The following is a 17,419-nucleotide window of genomic DNA, read 5'->3' as shown; positions in this document are numbered from 1 at the left end:
CCGGGCCATGTGCGGAATAGCTGGAATAGTTCACACCGAGGGCCTCAAGCCCGTCGATCCTGACCGCGTCCGCCGCATGTGCGATGCAATTGCACATCGCGGGCCGGACGGCGAGGGCGTGTGGACCGCCCCAGGGGTAGGCCTCGGTCACCGCCGTCTGTCGATCATAGACTTGGCCGGATCGCCGCAACCGATGATGGCGGCAGAAGGCGACGCAGTGATCGTCTTCAATGGCGAAATCTACAATTTCAGGGACTTGCGCGCCGAACTTCAGGCGCTGGGTGCAACATTCCGCACCGATGGTGATACCGAGGTGATCCTTCAGGCGTGGCGGCACTGGGGTCTTGATTGCCTGCCACGCCTCCACGGCATGTTTGCCTTCGCGCTATACGACTTGCGGCAGCGCACGACCCTGCTGGTGCGTGACCGGTTTGGCGTGAAGCCGCTGTTCACCGCGCGCCTTTCCGATGGCGCGGTGATTTTCGGGTCTGAGCTCAAGGCCTTGCTGGCCCATCGTTCGTTGCGGCGTGAAATCGATCCGCTGGCGGTGGAGGACTACCTCGCGTGGGGTTACGTGCCCGATCACCGTTCGATCCTGAAGGGCGTGGAGAAGCTTCCCGCAGGGCATTACCAGTTGCTTCGCCCTGATGCCCCGCCGCCTGCGCCAGTGCAGTGGTGGGACATCTCGTTTGCTGACAGGGCGAAGGGCAATGCCGACGATCTTGGTGCGCATCTCCTTCACCACATGCGCGAAGCCGTTACATCACGCATGCTGGCTGATGTGCCGTTGGGCGCATTCCTTTCGGGCGGGGTGGACAGTTCCAGCGTCGTCGCGCTGATGTCAGAGGCGAGCACGACCCCCGTCAAGACCTGCTCAATCGGCTTTGACGTTTCGGCGCTCGACGAGACGGCCTATGCTGACAGAATTGCTGAGCAGTACCATACACAGCATTGGAAACGAACGGTTTCTGCGCAGGATTTCACGTTGGTGGATCAGCTTGCGGGCATGTTTGACGAGCCTTTTGCCGATGCCTCGGCGCTGCCAACGTTCCGCGTGTGCGAACTGGCGCGCGAGCATGTGACCGTTGCGCTTTCGGGCGATGGCGCGGACGAGGCCTTTGCCGGGTATCGCCGTCAAACGTTCCATCACCGCGAGGAACAGGCACGGCGTTTCATGCCCGCCGCGTTGCGCCAGCCACTGTTTGGTGGGCTGGGGCGGATCTGGCCGAAGGCGGACTGGGCGCCACGACCGCTGCGGGCCAAGACCACACTGCTCAGCCTGGCTGCATCGGGCGAGGAGGGGTATGCTCGTGCACTGGCGGCAACTTCGCCCGAATTGCGCGAAACGCTCTACAGCGTAGATTTCAAGCGTTTGCGTGGGGATTATCGGGCCGAACAGCCGCTGATCGACCTGATGCGCAATGCTCCGGCGCGTTCCGGCCTCGACCGTGCGCAGTATGCCGACCTGAAGTTCTACATGCCCGGCGACATCCTGACCAAGGTGGACCGCACCAGCATGGCCGTGAGCCTTGAGGCGCGCGAGCCGCTGCTGGACCATCGCCTGGTGGAGTTTGGTGCACGTTTGCCTGAGTCTATGCGCGTGCGTGGCGCTACAGGTAAATGGCTGATCAAGCAGACGATGCGCCGTTATCTCCCCGAGGACGTGCTGTTCCGCCCGAAAATGGGGTTCGTCACCCCGATCGCGCAATGGTTGCGCGGGCCACTTGCCGCGCAAGCGCGTGGACTGGCCTCCAGCGGCGCGCTGGCAGTGACCGGTTGGTTCGATTCTGCACGGATTGAGACATTGGCCGAAGACCACATTGCCGGGCGGGCTGACCACAGCCGTTTGATCTGGCAGCTGCTTATGTTGCGGAAATCATTCGATCGGATTGGTTGACCTCCGCTTAATTTCTGTGCGGACGGTAAGGTGATCTTCACCATTTCGGACTAGTTCGGTGTGGAAACAACGACCGTGGGTCCATGCTGAAGAAACTGCGCTCCCCGCTGTATCTCGCGCTGCTGATCCCGGCGTTGCTGGGCTTTGCCAGCGATCTGCTGTCTCCCATCGACCACGGCTTCTGGAACGTCCGCTTCAAGATCGGCGGCCATGCCGCGCCGCAAAGCACGATCGTGCTGTCTTTTGACGGGGGTGTGAGCGGAACCGACAAGTCCAACATTGACACCCGCAAACTTGCAGGCGTGCTGGAAAAAGTTGCCAGCCAGATGCCGCAGCGCGTCTTCGTCGATAGTCCGGTGAAATTTGGCGAGGACGTTGAAGGCGACAGGGCTTTGACTCAAGCCATTCATCGGCTGCAACCCGATGTCGCATTTGTCGTGCGAAGCAAGCAGATCGGCAGTCTGGAACGCCCGTTTACCGCAGGCGATTTCGACATTCCAACACCCGACAAAATTGGCGGCGCGCCGGTTGTGCTGTCGGCCTGGCACGCCAACTTTATCGAGTTCGGCGTTGCTTCGGATTATGGCATCCGCATCGGCAAGACCGTATACCCCACGTTTCCGGTAGCTCTGGCGCATGCACCTGCAGTGAAGCAGGGGATGTTCGCGCCTGATAATCTGCTTGATGTCGATAGCATCCCGCACCTTAACGCCGGAAAGTTTCTCACTGGCGATTATCCACCAGGATTACTGACCGGACGCACTGTGATCGTCAATTCCACCGGCACGGTATCGCCGATTGGGTATTTCGGTCGGGGTCGTGTTCATCCGCTGGCGCTTGATCTGGCGGGCGCGGACGCGTTGCGAAAGCCGTTTGCGCTGTCCTTGGCCGATCTACCGCTCCTGCTGTTGGTGTTCTGGACGCTGACATATTTTGGCAGCCGCGCGTTGCACAAGCGCCGCAAACTTGCGCTCTACGTCACAGCCATCGGGTCCATAATCTTTCTGCCAGTACTGCTGCAGATCGTCGGCATCACTATCAGCATAGGTGGTGCTGTGTTGTCTGCTGCGATCTATGGTGGTGCGCGGCTCTGGCAGAAGCGCATGCGGCGGGTGCAGCATACCAGCGCATCAGGGTTGCCCAATCTGTTGGCGTTGAGTGCGCAGCCTCTGCAGGTCGGTTGCGATGTCGTGGTTGCCGTAATCGCGCGCTACGAGGAAATTCTCGCAACGCTGCCCAAGGATCTTCACGGCGAATGCGCGCGACAGATCGCGCGGCGGCTGTCCGTGGGGTCAGGGATCGACAGAGTGTACAACGGCGAGGGCGGCCATTTTGCCTGGACCGAAGAGGCCCGCCCCCTGGAGATGCAGTTGAACCATCTGGAAGGGTTGAGGGCGCTGTTCTCGGCACCATTACAGATTGGCAGCTATACCTTCGATACGAATATTCACTTCGGCCTTGACCGCAATGAGGGCATTGATGCGCCTACCCGTGTGAACTCGGCTGTTGCCAGCGCCAACGATGCGCTGGCAAGCGGCCGTTCGGTGGAGCTGTTCGAAGCTGAGCGCTTGGCCGAAGCGCCGTGGGAACTTTCGCTCCACGCAAGGATCGACGAAGGTTTGCGCAATGGTGAGATCTGGCTGGCATTCCAGAGCCAGTGGGACATGCGCGAAGGGCGCGCGTGCGGTGCCGAGGCGCTGATTCGCTGGAGCCACCCCACACGCGGCCCAATCGCGCCCGATGCCTTTATCCTCCAGGCCGAACGCGCGGGACGAATCGACGCTATCACCTATTGGGTGGTGGATGAGGCGATTACGGCAGCCTTGGCCTTGGCCGAGATCGACCAGAATTTCCAAATGAGCATCAATCTGTCGGCCCAAATGGTCGACAAGCCTTCGCTGGTATCCAATCTCGTAGAAATCATCCGGCGGCGGAACATCGATCCGCATTTGCTGACGATTGAGGTTACCGAAACGTCGAGTGTGCGAAACCGCCCCGCTGCCGTGCAGAATCTATCACAACTCCGCGCGATGGGCTTTCGCTTGTCGATCGACGATTTCGGCACAGGGGAGGCAAGTCTGGCCTATCTGGCGGACCTTCCCAGCGACGAGTTGAAGCTTGATCGCCGATTCGTGTCACGGCTTCTGACTCACCAGCGAGAGCGTGAAATCATCCGTTCCACCATCGATCTGGCGCATGCTTTGGGTCAGACTGTTGTGGCCGAAGGGATTGAGGATGAGGCAACATATCGCGCTTTGGCAAGACTGGGTTGTGACATCGGGCAGGGGTACTACCTGGGTCGTCCACAACCTTTCGCCGAACTCTATCAGGGGCTTCTCAAAATGGGACAGCGGCGAAAGGGCGTCCTTTAGAAGTTGTTAACCAGTTAGGTCGGTGTTAACTATGTGTCTCCAAACGTGAATGGAGGCACGAATGTTTGCAGCTCTCAACGCAGTGATCGAAATCCTTCGCTGGATCTTCACCTGATGTCTAAACGCTGAATTCCTTAGGGAATTCAGCGTTTTGCATATGCACTACATTACGCGCTGCCCATCTCCGAAAGGGATAGGCGGCGCGAATCGTTTGTTGGTTGGACATCCATCTTTGGTTAACGCGATTTTTGCGAAACGCGCGTTTGCGGGGACTTGATCAAAGGCTGCGACAAGGTTTTTACCCCTGTCAGTCCTCGCCGTGGCCCAGCGCCAGATAATCCTGGCTTTGCATTTCCATTAACCGGCTGACGGTACGGTCGAACATGAAGCGCCCTTCATCGTCACCTTTGCCGCTCCAGTCATACAGGTCTGACGGTTCGGCATTCGCGGTGGCGATCAGCTTTACCTTGTGTTCGTAAAGCGCGTCGATGAGCGTGATGAAGCGTGACGTTTCGTTGCGCAGGTCCGCGCCAAGCCGGGGAATTGCGACGATGATGACGGTGTGAAAGTGCCGCGCAACGGCAAGATAATCCGCTGCGCCGCGCGCCTCGCCGCACAGCTTCTTGAAGCTGAACACGCCCACGCCCTTCAGGCTTTTGGGCACGTGGAGCAGGCGGCCACCGCCAACATCGAGTTCGCAGGCCGGCACGTGTGCGCTGTCTTCGGGCGGGTAGTCCGTCAGGCGGAAGAACGCTTCGCGCACTTTCTCGGTCGATTCAGGGCCAACCGGCACATGCCAGGTGCCCACGCCTTGCATGCGCTGCAGGCGGTAGTCAGTCGGGCCATTGAGTGTCAGCACATCCAGCCGACTTTGCACCAGCGCGATGAAGGGCAGAAAGTGTTCGCGGTTCAGCCCGTTCTTGTAGAGATCGGACGGCGCGCGGTTTGATGTGGTGACGACGGTGACGCCGCCTTCGACCATCAGCGCGGTGAACATCCGGCTCATTATCATTGCATCGGCGCTGTTGTTGACGACCATTTCGTCAAAGCAGAGCACCCGCGTTTCGGCAGCGATGGCGGCGGCAACCGGAAGGATCGGGTCGCCGCTTTCCTTTTTGCGTTCCTCGCGCAGGCGGGCGTGGACGTCGAGCATGAATTCGTGGAAATGCGCGCGGCGTTTTGCGGCGATGGTCAGGTTATCGTGGAGCAGGTCCATCAACATCGACTTGCCGCGCCCAACGCCGCCCCACATATACACGCCGCGTGGGGAAGCGGGTGGTTTGGCGCCGAACAACTTGCCGAACAGGCCGGGTGAGGGCGGCGGCGCTTCCAGTTCTTGCTGCAACACATCAAGCCGCGCGGCGGCTGTGGCCTGTTCGGGATCGGGGCGCAGTTCGCCAGCCGCGACCAGTTCGTTGTAACGCTGGAGAACCGAGGTCATCGCTTTGTCGGCTTGCGTATGGTGCCGTTGAAGGCTGCGATGGTGTCATCGCCCTGCTGAACCAAGCCGCGCAGGAAAACGAGCCGACCTGTTTCGCGCAGCACTTCGACGACGGCGTCCAGCGGTTCGCCAAGGCGGCCCGCGCCGATGAACTGGGTTGAAAGGTCGAGCGTGACCGATCCCGCTGCATCGCCCGACAGCAGGGTACGCATCGCGGAAAACAGGCTGATGTCGATGAGGGCGAGAGTGACGCCGCCGTGGACGGCTTCGAGCAGGTTGGAGTGGCGGCGTTCGGGAAACATCCGCAGCCGCGCCACGCGCACGCCATCGGCGCGCTCCTCAATCCGCGTGAGCATCCGGCCCATCGTCTGGGCGTTGAACCGGGTCTCGTCGGTGAGGTTCCAGGTGAACCAGCCGGGATGATCCTCGGCCGGTTCATATTGGAAAGCTTGGCCAGTCACTATTTAGACGAGACGCTCGGCCTGCATCTTCTTGATTTCGGCGATCGCGCGTGCGGGCGAGAGGCCCTTGGGGCACACGTTGGCGCAGTTCTTGATGGTGTGGCAACGATAGAGGCGGAAAGGATCTTCCAGCTCGTCAAGCCGCTCACCCGTCATCTCGTCGCGGCTGTCGGCCAGCCAGCGATAGGCCTGAAGCAGAATGGCGGGGCCGAGGAACTTGTCCGAATTCCACCAGTAGCTTGGGCAAGACGTGCTGCAGCAGGCGCACAGGATGCATTCGTAGAGGCCGTCCAGCTTTTCACGCTGTTCGGGCGATTGCAGGCGTTCCTTGCCCGAAGGCGTGGGCGTTACGGTTTGCAGCCAGGGGCGGATCGACGAATACTGGGCGTAGAAGTGCGTGAAATCAGGGACGAGATCCTTGATCACTTCCATATGCGGCAGCGGCGTGATGCGCACTTCGCCCGTCAAATCTTCTATCGCGGTGGTGCAGGCAAGGCCGTTGCGACCGTTCATGTTCATCGCGCACGAACCGCAGATGCCTTCACGGCAGGAGCGGCGGAAGGTGAGGGTGGGGTCTTGCTCCCCCTTCATCTTGATCAGCGCATCGAGCACCATCGGGCCGCACTGGTCGAGATCAATGTCGAACGTGTCGTAACGCGGGTTTTCGCCGCTATCGGGATCGTAGCGGTAGACCTTGAACTTGCGGACTTTGCCCGAGGTGGCGGCAGCGTGGTGGCGCGCCTTGCCGGTGATCTTGGAGTTCTTCGGAAGCGAGAAGTTCGCCATCTTGGTTTCCTGTGCCGCGAAGTTCGTGAATACCTATGTGAGTCGTCCTTAGCGATTGCAGCGCGAGGGGCAAGAGGGTGAAGCCTGCCCAATGGTAGAGGGTGTTTCTGTTCAGGTCTGCGGCGGCGGGGCTGAACAGGTTTACGGGGTTTACACAGTCCTGAGGAAAAATGGCGGGGCGGGGTTCGGTGTGGCCTGCGGCGGGTGCGATATGCGGCCTGAGGCCCCCGCCTTCGCGGGGGAGCGGGGTGTGAAATGGAACAGCGGCGCAGACATCCGGCAAGATTGTCGAATTCGGAGTGTGTAGGACAGCGCAAATGCGCGCGGGCTGCAAAAGGTGTGTTGCCTCACTTGTCTGGTGTGTTTCAGGATTCTAGCACCTGGATCGGGCGCAAAGACGGGGGCATCGTGCGGAAATCGTTGAAAGTGTTACTGGCTGCGGGCGTTTGCCTTGCTGCATCGCAAACCATCGCAACTGCGCAGGCGAACGCCGCGCCTGACGCGCCTGTAGCGGCCACATCACAGGCAGGCAGTGGTCCGCCCTCGGTCGCCGCCTATGCCCAGTTGCCGTTTGTTGAGGGTGCAAAGCTTTCTCCCGACGGGCTGTGGATCGCCGGGATGTTTGCGATTGGCGGTTCGCAACGGGTGGTCATCGTCTCGCCATTTGAACCCGGCAGCATGAGACAGGCCGTCCTTCCTGATGACACAGAAATCAGCAGCCTGGGCTGGGTTGGCAATGAGAACGTGGTGATACGCCTGCGTGCGATCAGGCCTTTTGGTGCGGGTGAGCGGGCCTACGTGTCGCGCGTGGTGGCGTTCAATCGGGCAAACGGCAAGTTCACCAAGCTGTTGTGGGATATTGGAGGGCAGGACGCTTCGGACATCTTGTGGGTGCCAACTGACGGTTCTACCAAAATGCTGATTGCGGGGCAAAATTCGATATATTTGGGCAAGGATTTCTGGCCCGCGGTCTATTCAGTCGATGTGACGACCGGCCGCAAGACGACTGATCTTGCAGGCCGCACCGATGTGATGGACTGGATCGCGGACCCGGCAGGCGTGGTGCGCATGGCGATTTCGATAGACCGCGAGCGCGGGACGCGGACGTTGTTGCATCGGCCGAAAAAGGGAGCTTCGTTCGACCGCTTGGGGCGCGCAGCGTTTGAAGATCTGGAAGTTCCTTACCTGATCCGTGCGGCCGAAGGAAAAGCGCTGGTAATCCGCACGATCGGTGCCGAAGGCGATGCCAAATCCGGTGAAAAGTCCGATGGAAAGGGCAAGCGCGACGCGCTGCTGGAAATCGATCTTGCCAGCGGTGCCACGCTGCAGTCGGTTTATGAAGCGGCCGAGGGCATTGAAATTGACGGCGTGCGTTATGACGATGCGGGCAATGAAGTGCTTGGCGTCTATCTTGGCGGGCGCAGCAGTGAACCCCTGCACTGGCTCGATCCAAGTCTGGACGAGTTGCAGAAGGCGTTTGAAAAGAGCCTGAATGGCCGCCGTGCGCGGATTGTCAGCCTCTCCACAGATCGCCAGCGCATGCTGGTCCGCGTGGACAAGGCGAACGAGGCGGGGCGGCTCTACTATTTCGATCAGGCAGATGGCAGCCTGCGCCTGTTTGCCAATCTCAACAGCGAAACGAATGGCAAACCGGCAGGGAAGGTTGAAGCGTTAACCTACAAAGCGAGAGATGGGCTGGAGATCGAGGCAATCGTCACCACGCCGCCCGGACGCGAGGTAAAGGCCCTTCCGGTGGTGGTCATGCCGCATGGCGGACCGTGGGCACATGATACGCTGGACTGGGACTACTGGGCGCAGTTCATCGCAAGCCGGGGCTATCTGGTGATTCAGCCCAATTTTCGGGGATCGACCGGCTATGGCGAAGCATTCCTGAAAAAGGGCGAGGGCCAGTTGGGCTTTGCCATGCAGGACGATGTCAACGATGCGTTGGACTGGGCGGTGAAGCGGGGCATGGCCGATGGCAAGCGCGCCTGCATCGTGGGCGCAAGCTATGGCGGATACGTGGCGATGTGGGGCGCATCGCGCGACGCGGCCTTGTGGCGCTGTTCGGTGTCCATCGCGGGCGTGGCCAATTTGCGGCGCGAAGTGAACGACTTTGGCGGAGCGCTGTATAGCAAGCGCTACAAGGAACAGTGGACGGCGATGACGCCGGATTTTCAGGCTGTATCGCCGATAAACTTCATTGATCGGATCAAGGCACCGATGCTCCTGGTCCACGGAAAGAAGGATCTGACGGTCGATCACGCCCAGTCGCAGAGCATGTTCAACCGGATGAAGGATGCGGGCAAGGACGTGGAACTGGTGTCCCTGCCGCAGGCTGATCACTCATTCTCGCGCACGGCGGACCGTGAGGCTTTGCTGGGGGCGTTGGAAGGGTTTTTGCGGAAGCACAATCCGGCGGATTAAGTTCTCATCAAGGCACGCGCTTGATCTGCCACCCTCTGGCCATCATCAGGCGTTGCAGGCTGTCTGACCCTGCAAGATGCGCCGCGCCAACGGCCACGAAAGGCTTGGCGCCGCCTTTCAGCATGGCATCAAGCTGATCTGCCCACATGCGGTTGCGGTTGGTCAGCAGCGCGGTGTGCAGGCCGGGATCAGCCAGGAAGCCTTCGTTGGCTTCACGCGCTATGCCAAGGTCATCGCCACGCAGCCACATGGCGATCATCTGGGCTTCCTCGTCGCCATTGCTGGCGGCCTCGATGGTGACTTCCTGCAACAGGACTTTCTGTTCCTGCGGCGGCAGGGCATCGAACACTGCAAACTGGCTCTGCAGCGTTTCGAATCCAGCCACGGGTTTGCCCTCGGCAAGCCGGCGCAGGGCTGGTTCTGATCCGCTTTCGGGATCGGACCCGGCCTTTTGCCCGGCAATCGCGGCCAGTTGCAGCGCCACCGCCCAGCTTTCGGTATCGGCAAAATCGGCGTCGGTCAGGCCGAGCTTCTTGTAGACCTTGATCAGATCGCCGCGCAGTTTGGGGCCGATGCGCTCCGACGGCGGGGGCAGGCCTTCGGTTCCGGCGAGTTCGGCCAGCGCTTCCCCGGCAGTGGTCTGGTCAATGGGTTCGGCGATTTCGAGGACGAGGCGGTCCGATTTGGTCAGCGCATCGGTGATCGCGGGGCGCAGCCATTGTGTTTTGGGCGGGAGCGCGTGGACTGTGCCGAACAGATAGCCGCGCACGGTGCCACCCTTGTCGGTGATCTGCCACAGCGCGACGCGCCCTGAGCCTGCAGGCGTGGCAATCTCCTCGGCGGGTTTTTCGCGGCTGAACCATGTGAAGGCCATGCCGAGCAGCAGGGCGGGAACCACGGCAAAGATCAGGCGGCGGAGCAGCGTCATTGCACGCGCGCCGTTTCCACGCCTTGGGCCTTCAGGGCATCCTGAACGCTGTTCGGCCCGGCAAGGTGGCCTGCGCCCACTGCCACGAACACTGTCCCCGGCTGCTGCAGGCGCTGGCGCACCCATGTCGCCCAGTTCCGGTTGCGCTGGAAGAGCAGGGTTTCGGCAAGGTCCGGATCGTCCATCTGCGCGTTGAGCATCTGGCCAAGGCCATCGGGATCGCCCGAACCCCATTCATCGGTCATGGCGTTGATCAGTCCGGCGCTCTTGTCGAAATCGTTGACCGCTGCGCCGAGGAACTTGAGCTGGGATTCACGTGGCAATTGGTCAAACAGCCCAAGCTGGTAGTCGACCGTCTCCAGCCCGCCGAGCTTCTTTCCCTTTGCCATCGCAGCCTTGCGCAACACGGTTTCGACGCCCTGTTCCTCGCCATAACCGGCCATCGCATAAGGGATGACCGCCAACGTGATACCTGCCAGCCACGGCTCAAGCGGATCGAAGGTTTCGGGCGGAATTTTGAGGCGGGCCAGCAGGGCTTCGAAGCTGGTGCGGTCAGTGTCGCTCATCATGGAGCGCAGCGTTTCGCCTTTGAGTAGACCGATGGCCATGACGGCTTTCTGCTGCTCCGCATCGGACACATCGGGGATTTCGGTGAGCAGTTCGGACGATTCATCCAGCGCTGCGGCGATGGGGCCATCGAGCCAGACCAGCCCCTTGGGCAGGGCGTGGACCGTGCCGAACAGATAGATCGTGGTGTCCTCGTCCGCGACTTTCCACAGCGCTGGCTTGAGCTGTGTCTGCGCCATTGCTGGCGTGGTGAAGGCGCAGGCGGCAAGGGTGATGGCGGCGGTGAGGGTGCGGAAGGCTTTTGTCATGCGCTGCCTTTTGCCCGCAAACGTCTTGCCAGGGAATGAAGGAAATGTTGCTCGCGTGTGGAGCCACTGGCGGTGATGCCGGTTGATTTGGCGCGCCCTATCGGCCAAAGCCCCGGCATTATGGCCGAACCCACGCAACAGCCTCTCAGCCTGCAGGACATGATCCTGCGCCTTCACAGCTTTTGGAGCGAGCAGGGCTGCCTGATCCTTCAGCCTTATGACATGCGCATGGGCGCGGGCACGTTCCACCCCGCCACAACGCTGCGCGCGCTGGGGCCGGAGCCGTGGAATGCGGCGTTCGTGCAGCCCTGCCGCAGGCCGACCGACGGTCGCTATGGCGAGAATCCGAACCGGTTGCAGCACTATTATCAATATCAGGTGATCCTGAAGCCTTCGCCAGAGAACCTGCAGGAGCTGTATCTGCAATCGCTCGGCGTAATCGGCATTGATCCGCTGGTGCATGACATCCGCTTTGTCGAGGATGACTGGGAATCACCGACGCTGGGCGCGTGGGGCCTTGGCTGGGAAGTGTGGTGCGATGGGATGGAAGTCACCCAGTTCACCTATTTCCAGCAGATGGGCGGCTTCGATTGCAAGCCGGTGGCGGGCGAACTGACGTATGGGTTGGAGCGTCTGGCGATGTACATTCAGGGCGTGGACAACGTCTATGACCTCGCGTTCAACAGTCACGGCGTGACCTATGGAGAGGTGTTTCTCGAAAACGAGAAGCAGATGTCGAAGTGGAACTTCGAGGTGGCCGATACCGACAGCCTGTTCGAAGGCTTCCGCCGGGCCGAGGCCGAATGCGTGCGGTCGCTCGAAGCGGGTGTGCCGATTGCCGCCTATGAGCAGGCGATCGAAGCCAGCCACCTGTTCAACCTGTTGCAGGCGCGCGGCGTGATCAGCGTGCAGGAACGCGCCAGCTACATGGGCCGGGTGCGCGATCTGGCGCGCGGGTCTTGTGAGGCGCACATGGAAAAGAACGCCGATCAGTGGGCGGCCAAGTACCCGGAGTGGAGCAATTGACCGATTTCCTTCTCGAACTGCGCAGCGAGGAAATTCCGGCCCGCATGCAGGCAGGCGCCCGCGCCGATCTGGAAAAGCTGTTCCGCAAGGCGCTCGACGCTGCCGGGCTGAAAGCGGGCGAGGTGACCGTTTGGTCCACCCCGCGCCGCCTTGCGCTGATCGCGCGTGACCTGCCGCTGGCGACCGAGGCCGTGTCTGAAGAGACCAAGGGGCCGAAGACCTCTGCGCCCGAACAGGCGCTTGAAGGTTTCCTGCGCAAGACCGGGCTGACCAAGGACCAACTGACCGAACGCGATGGCGTTTGGTTTGCCGTAACCGAAAAGCCGGGCCGGGCGACGAAGGACGTGCTGGCCGAAGCGATCCCCGCGATCATCCGCGCTTTCCCCTGGCCCAAGAGCCAGCGCTGGGGCGCGGCTTCGCTCTCCACCGAATCCTTGCGCTGGGTGCGCCCGCTTTCCGGCATCGTGGCGATCCTTGGCGAAGATCTGGTCGAGTGCGAGATTGGCGGCGTGACGTCGGGCTATGCCACGCGCGGGCATCGGTTCCACCATGATGGCGAGATCACGATTGGCGGGGCGAGCGACTACGCTGAAAAGCTGCGCGCCTGCCATGTGATCGTGGACCATGTTGAGCGCGAGACGCTGGTGCGCGAGAAGGCCAAGGCAGCGGCGGAAGCGGCAGGGCTGGTGCTGGTCGAGGACGAGGGGCTGGTGATCGAGAACGCCGGCCTGACCGAATGGCCGGTGCCGCTGCTGGGCCGCTTTGACGAGGCGTTTCTGGATGTGCCGCCTGAGGTCATCCAGCTGACGGCGCGCGTGAACCAGAAGTATTTCGTGTGCAATTATCCTCCCCAGAATGGGGAGGGGGACCATGCGCAGCATGGTGGAGGGGGCTCTCCGGTTACGCAGCGCCCGACCGACAGCCCCCTCCACCACCCTGCGGGCGGTCCCCCTCCCCGTGCCGGGGAGGATGGGCGGCTCGCCAACGCCTTCGTCTGCACCGCCAATATCGAGGCGAAGGACGGCGGGGTGGCGATTGTCGATGGAAACCGCAAGGTGCTCGCCGCACGCCTTTCAGACGCGCGGTTTTTCTGGGAGCAGGACAAGAAGAAGCCGCTGTCGGTTCATGCCGAAAAGCTGGGGCGGATTACCTTCCACGAGAAGCTGGGCACCGTGGCCGACAAGGTCGAGCGTGTGGCCAAGCTGGCGCGGTGGCTGGTTGAAGAGGGGATCGTCGGGGCAACCGGCTCCCCCGCGAAGGCGGGGGCCTCAGGCAGCAGCGCACAACCTCACGAGGTCCCCGCCTTCGCGGGGACGCAGGCGGAGCTGGCAGACCAGGCCGAACTCGCCGCGCGTCTGTGCAAGGCCGATCTCGTCACCGAAATGGTCGGCGAATTCCCCGAACTTCAGGGCCTGATGGGCGGCTACTACGCTCGCGCCGAAGGCCTGCCAGATGCCGTGGCCGACGCCATCCGCGATCACTACAAGCCGGTCGGGCAGGGCGATGACGTGCCGACTGCGCCGGTGACGGTGGCGGTGGCGCTGGCGGATAAGTTGGATACGTTGGTTGGCTTCTTCGCGATAAAGCAAGGACCCACGGGGTCACGCGATCCTTTTGCTTTGCGACGCGCGGCGCTTGGTTTTATCAGAGTAGTGCTTGAAAACTCTCTCCGCTTTGAGCTTCTCGACGTTATCGGAAGGAGCATCCTTCGCTTCATCGATGAGCGCGCATATCGTGGTATGACGGAGTCGGATTTTATCGCTGCGAAAGACTGGCTAGACGAGTTCCAGAAGGATGTGGACGTAACGTTGCCAGCCTTCTTCGCAGACCGCCTGAAAGTCCAGCAACGCGAAGCAGGCGTCCGCCACGACCTGATCGACGCTGTATTCGCGCTCGGCGGGGAGGACGATCTCGTCCGCCTGCTCGCCCGCGTCCATGCATTGCAGGCTTTCGTCACTACCGAGGACGGCACCAACCTGCTCGCAGGCTACAAGCGCGCCGCGAATATCCTCAAGAAGGAAGGCTTCACCGCCTCCGACCTGATCCCCACCGATGGGGAGGAAGACCCGATGGTCATGGTCGATGATCCGGCGTTTGAAGGCATTGCCGACCAGATGTTCAGCGCGGCGGGCGCGCCTGCCTATCAGGCCGAACCTGCCGAACAGGCGCTCGTCGATGCGCTGAATGCTGCGGAGCCTCAGGCCGACAGCGCCATCGCCGCCGAGGACTTTACCTCGGCAATGGCGGCGCTGGCCAGCTTGCGCGGGCCGATCGATGCCTTTTTTGACGGCGTGACGGTGAATGATGCAGACGCTAACAAACGGGCAAGTCGTCTCGCCTTGCTTGACCGTTTCCGTGCTGCAGTGCACAAAGTTGCGGACTTTTCGCGCATAGAGGGCTAATGGGCCGAAAATCGCGAAAGGCCGAATCCGGCCCGGACCGGCAAGAACAGATTTACGCAGGGAGCATCGTTGGCGGCATGAGCGCATACGTATTCCACTTCGGCGGCGGTGCCGTTTCGACTGATCCGCGCGCGAAGGACAAGACCATCGCCGGTGGCAAGGGTTCGAACCTTGCCGAAATGGCCGGAATCGGCCTGCCGGTGCCTCCGGGCTTCACCATCAGCACCGAAGTCTGCACGGCCTACAATGCCAGCGGCAAGACGTTTGACAATGCGCTGCGCGCAGGCGTGGCGGATGGCGTGGCGCACGTGGAAAAGGCCACCGGCCGCGCGTTTGGCGATCCGGCGAACCCGCTGCTCGTCTCGGTGCGTTCGGGCGCGCGTGTTTCGATGCCGGGCATGATGGACACGGTGCTGAACCTTGGCCTGAATGATCAGACGGTCGAAGGCCTTGCCGCCGGATCGGGCGATCCGCGCTTTGCCTGGGACAGCTATCGCCGCTTTGTGCAGATGTATTCCGACGTGGTGCTGGGGCTGGACCATCACCGGTTCGAAGACGCGCTGGAAATCGTCAAGGAAGACAACGGCTTCTACAACGATGTTGAGCTGGGTGCCGAACATTGGCAGGCGCTGGTCGGCGAATACAAGGCTATCGTGGAAGAGCAGCTTGGCCGTCCGTTCCCGCAGGACGTGCACGAACAGTTGTGGGGCGCCATCGGTGCCGTGTTCGATTCATGGGAATCGGACCGCGCCAAGGTCTATCGCAAACTGAACGACATTCCCGCCGATTGGGGCACCGCTGTGAACGTGCAGGCGATGGTCTTTGGCAACATGGGCGAAACTTCGGCCACCGGCGTTGCCTTCACGCGCGATCCGGCGACGGGTGAGCGCGCCTACTACGGCGAATGGTTGGTCAATGCGCAGGGCGAGGACGTCGTCGCCGGTATCCGCACGCCGCAGTATCTGACGCTGGCCGCGCGCGAGCGGGCGAATGCCAAACCTCTTTCGATGGAAGAGGCGATGCCTGGTGCCTATGCCGAGCTGGCCGCTGTGTTCGACCTGCTCGAAAAGCACTATGCGGACATGCAGGACATCGAATTCACCGTCGAGCAGGGCAAGCTGTGGATGCTGCAGACCCGTTCGGGCAAGCGCACCGCCAAGGCCGCGCTGAAGATGGCGGTGGACATGGTGGGCGAAGGCCTGATCGACGAAGCCACCGCGATCCGCCGGATCGATCCGATGGCGCTCGACCAGTTGCTGCATCCCACGCTCGATCCCAAGGCTGTGCGTGACGTGCTGACCAAGGGGCTTCCGGCATCGCCCGGTGCGGCTTCGGGCATCGTCGTGTTCGATTCCGATACGGCGCAGGCGCGCGCGGAGCGCGGTGAAGCGGTGATCCTTGTGCGGGTGGAAACTTCGCCGGAGGACATCCACGGAATGCACGCGGCGCAGGGTATCCTGACGGCGCGCGGCGGCATGACGTCACACGCGGCGGTGGTCGCGCGCGGCATGGGCCGTCCGTGCGTTTCGGGCGCTTCGGCGGTGTCGATCGATATGGTCAGCCGGACCGCCAAGATCGGTGGGCGAGACATCAAAGAGGGCGATGTGATCACCCTCGATGGATCGAACGGCGATGTGATGGCGGGCAAGGTCGCCACGGTGGAACCGGAACTGGTCGGCGATTTCGGCACGCTGATGGTCTGGGCCGACAAACATCGCCGCATGAAAGTGCGCGCCAACGCTGAAACGCCGCTCGATTGTCAGGTGGCGCGTCAGTTCGGGGCTGAAGGCATCGGCCTGTGCCGTACCGAGCATATGTTCTTTGAAGCCGGCCGCATCAGCGCCGTGCGCCAGATGATCCTGGCCGAAGACGAGGCGGGCCGCCGCAAGGCTCTCGCCAAGCTGCTGCCCGAACAGCGCAGCGATTTCCAGTCGATCTTCGAGGTCATGGCGGGGTTGCCGGTCACGATCCGCCTGCTCGATCCGCCGCTGCACGAATTCCTGCCGCATGCCGATGCCGAATTTGCCGACCTTGCCGAAGTGACCGGGCTGGGCGTCGAGCATCTGAAGCGCCGCGCGGGGGAACTGCACGAATTCAACCCGATGCTGGGCCATCGCGGCTGCCGTTTGGGCATCACGTTCCCCGAGATCTACGAAATGCAGGCACGTGCGATCTTTGAAGCTGCGTGCGACGTGGCTGAAAAGAGCGGCGATGCGCCGATCCCCGAAGTGATGATCCCGCTGGTCGCCACGCGCAAGGAACTGGAAATCCTGCGCGCGCTGGTGGACCGCGTGGCGCTGGAGGTCTTTGCCGAAAAGGGCCGCACGCTGGAATACATGGTCGGCACGATGATCGAACTGCCGCGCGCTGCGCTGATGGCGGGCGAGATTGCCGAGGAGGCCAAGTTCTTCTCGTTCGGCACCAACGACCTGACGCAGACCACGCTGGGTGTTAGCCGCGACGATGCGGCGCGCTTCCTCAATCCCTATGTCGATCAGGGCATCTACCCGCGCGATCCGTTCGTTTCTCTAGATATCGAAGGCGTGGGGCAGCTGGTCGAACTGGCCGCAGAGCGCGGACGCAAGACGCGGCCCGACCTGAAGCTGGGCATCTGTGGCGAGCATGGCGGCGATCCGGCATCCATCGCGTTCTGCGAAAAGACGGGGTTGGATTATGTCTCAGCCAGTCCGTATCGCGTGCCGATTGCAAGGCTGGCGGCGGCGCAGGCGGCGTTGGGCTGACATTCAAGGCGCGTTTCCAGGCACTGTTGCACCCCCGCAAAGGGGGGGGGGGGCTCGTGCGCG

Annotated in this window: 11 protein-coding genes; 6 read left to right on the top strand and 5 right to left on the bottom strand. The window is 61.9% G+C overall.

The window, feature by feature from the left end; all coding sequences use genetic code 11:
• The first annotated feature begins 7 nt into the window (after positions 1-7).
• Positions 8-1,897: an XrtA/PEP-CTERM system amidotransferase gene (locus Q8R81_RS14905; protein ID WP_305619160.1), complete on the top strand. Its 1,890-nt coding sequence runs from the start codon at positions 8-10 to the stop codon at positions 1,895-1,897.
• An 83-nt stretch (positions 1,898-1,980) separates the two neighbouring features.
• On the top strand, positions 1,981-4,269 hold the full coding sequence (locus tag Q8R81_RS14900; protein WP_305619159.1) for an EAL domain-containing protein: 2,289 nt from the start codon (positions 1,981-1,983) through the stop codon (positions 4,267-4,269).
• Positions 4,270-4,576: 307 nt separating this feature from the next.
• Here Q8R81_RS14900 and zapE read toward each other — a convergent pair whose 3' ends face one another.
• Genes zapE through Q8R81_RS14885 form a run of 3 tightly spaced genes read right to left on the bottom strand, consistent with a single transcriptional unit; the run spans position 4,577 to position 6,957 of the window.
• Positions 4,577-5,710: a cell division protein ZapE gene (zapE, locus tag Q8R81_RS14895; RefSeq protein ID WP_305619157.1), complete on the bottom strand. Its 1,134-nt coding sequence runs from the start codon at positions 5,708-5,710 to the stop codon at positions 4,577-4,579.
• The gene (locus Q8R81_RS14890; RefSeq protein ID WP_371135388.1) at positions 5,707-6,174 is read right to left on the bottom strand and encodes a PaaI family thioesterase; all 468 of its coding nucleotides are present in this window, start codon (positions 6,172-6,174) and stop codon (positions 5,707-5,709) included. The genes zapE and Q8R81_RS14890 overlap by 4 nt, the downstream gene beginning before the upstream one ends.
• The gene (locus Q8R81_RS14885; protein ID WP_305619154.1) at positions 6,175-6,957 is read right to left on the bottom strand and encodes a succinate dehydrogenase iron-sulfur subunit; all 783 of its coding nucleotides are present in this window, start codon (positions 6,955-6,957) and stop codon (positions 6,175-6,177) included.
• Between the two features lie 408 nt (positions 6,958-7,365).
• On the opposite strand from Q8R81_RS14885, the gene Q8R81_RS14880 reads away from it, so the two are divergent.
• Positions 7,366-9,384: a S9 family peptidase gene (locus Q8R81_RS14880; RefSeq protein ID WP_305619152.1), complete on the top strand. Its 2,019-nt coding sequence runs from the start codon at positions 7,366-7,368 to the stop codon at positions 9,382-9,384.
• Between the two features lie 7 nt (positions 9,385-9,391).
• On the opposite strand, the gene Q8R81_RS14875 is transcribed toward Q8R81_RS14880, so the two are convergent.
• Both Q8R81_RS14875 and Q8R81_RS14870 read right to left on the bottom strand, forming a co-directional pair.
• A complete protein-coding gene (locus tag Q8R81_RS14875; protein WP_305619150.1) occupies positions 9,392-10,312 on the bottom strand; it encodes a TraB/GumN family protein in 921 nt (306 codons plus the stop codon).
• A complete protein-coding gene (locus Q8R81_RS14870; protein WP_305619148.1) occupies positions 10,309-11,187 on the bottom strand; it encodes a TraB/GumN family protein in 879 nt (292 codons plus the stop codon). Before Q8R81_RS14870 ends, Q8R81_RS14875 begins: the two co-directional genes overlap by 4 nt.
• Before the next feature lie 120 nt (positions 11,188-11,307).
• On the opposite strand from Q8R81_RS14870, the gene Q8R81_RS14865 reads away from it, so the two are divergent.
• From Q8R81_RS14865 to ppdK, 3 genes are all read left to right on the top strand, one after another.
• Positions 11,308-12,213 (top strand): glycine--tRNA ligase subunit alpha, encoded by a 906-nt coding sequence (locus Q8R81_RS14865; RefSeq protein ID WP_305619421.1) that lies wholly within the window; start codon positions 11,308-11,310, stop codon positions 12,211-12,213.
• On the top strand, positions 12,210-14,615 hold the full coding sequence (glyS, locus tag Q8R81_RS14860; protein WP_305619146.1) for a glycine--tRNA ligase subunit beta: 2,406 nt from the start codon (positions 12,210-12,212) through the stop codon (positions 14,613-14,615). Before Q8R81_RS14865 ends, glyS begins: the two co-directional genes overlap by 4 nt.
• 77 nt (positions 14,616-14,692) lie before the next feature.
• Positions 14,693-17,356 (top strand): pyruvate, phosphate dikinase, encoded by a 2,664-nt coding sequence (ppdK, locus tag Q8R81_RS14855; protein WP_305619144.1) that lies wholly within the window; start codon positions 14,693-14,695, stop codon positions 17,354-17,356.
• Positions 17,357-17,419 lie beyond the last annotated feature (63 nt).

Source organism: Novosphingobium sp., assembly GCF_030696665.1.
Classification (GTDB): domain Bacteria; phylum Pseudomonadota; class Alphaproteobacteria; order Sphingomonadales; family Sphingomonadaceae; genus Novosphingobium.
Note: the sequence above shows the minus strand (reverse complement) of the source record. Positions and strands in the feature narration are given on the sequence as shown.

Excerpts from the sequence above, each read along its gene's own strand:
- Q8R81_RS14885 (WP_305619154.1), bottom strand. The coding sequence starts at position 6,957 with ATGGCGAACTTCTCGCTTCCGAAGAACTCCAAGATCACCGGCAAGGCG.
- Q8R81_RS14900 (WP_305619159.1), top strand. The coding sequence starts at position 1,981 with ATGCTGAAGAAACTGCGCTCCCCGCTGTATCTCGCGCTGCTGATCCCG.
- Q8R81_RS14870 (WP_305619148.1), bottom strand. The coding sequence starts at position 11,187 with ATGACAAAAGCCTTCCGCACCCTCACCGCCGCCATCACCCTTGCCGCC.
- Q8R81_RS14875 (WP_305619150.1), bottom strand. The coding sequence starts at position 10,312 with ATGACGCTGCTCCGCCGCCTGATCTTTGCCGTGGTTCCCGCCCTGCTG.
- Q8R81_RS14905 (WP_305619160.1), top strand. The coding sequence starts at position 8 with ATGTGCGGAATAGCTGGAATAGTTCACACCGAGGGCCTCAAGCCCGTC.
- zapE (WP_305619157.1), bottom strand. The coding sequence starts at position 5,710 with ATGACCTCGGTTCTCCAGCGTTACAACGAACTGGTCGCGGCTGGCGAA.
- ppdK (WP_305619144.1), top strand. The coding sequence starts at position 14,693 with ATGAGCGCATACGTATTCCACTTCGGCGGCGGTGCCGTTTCGACTGAT.
- Q8R81_RS14865 (WP_305619421.1), top strand. The coding sequence starts at position 11,308 with ATGGCCGAACCCACGCAACAGCCTCTCAGCCTGCAGGACATGATCCTG.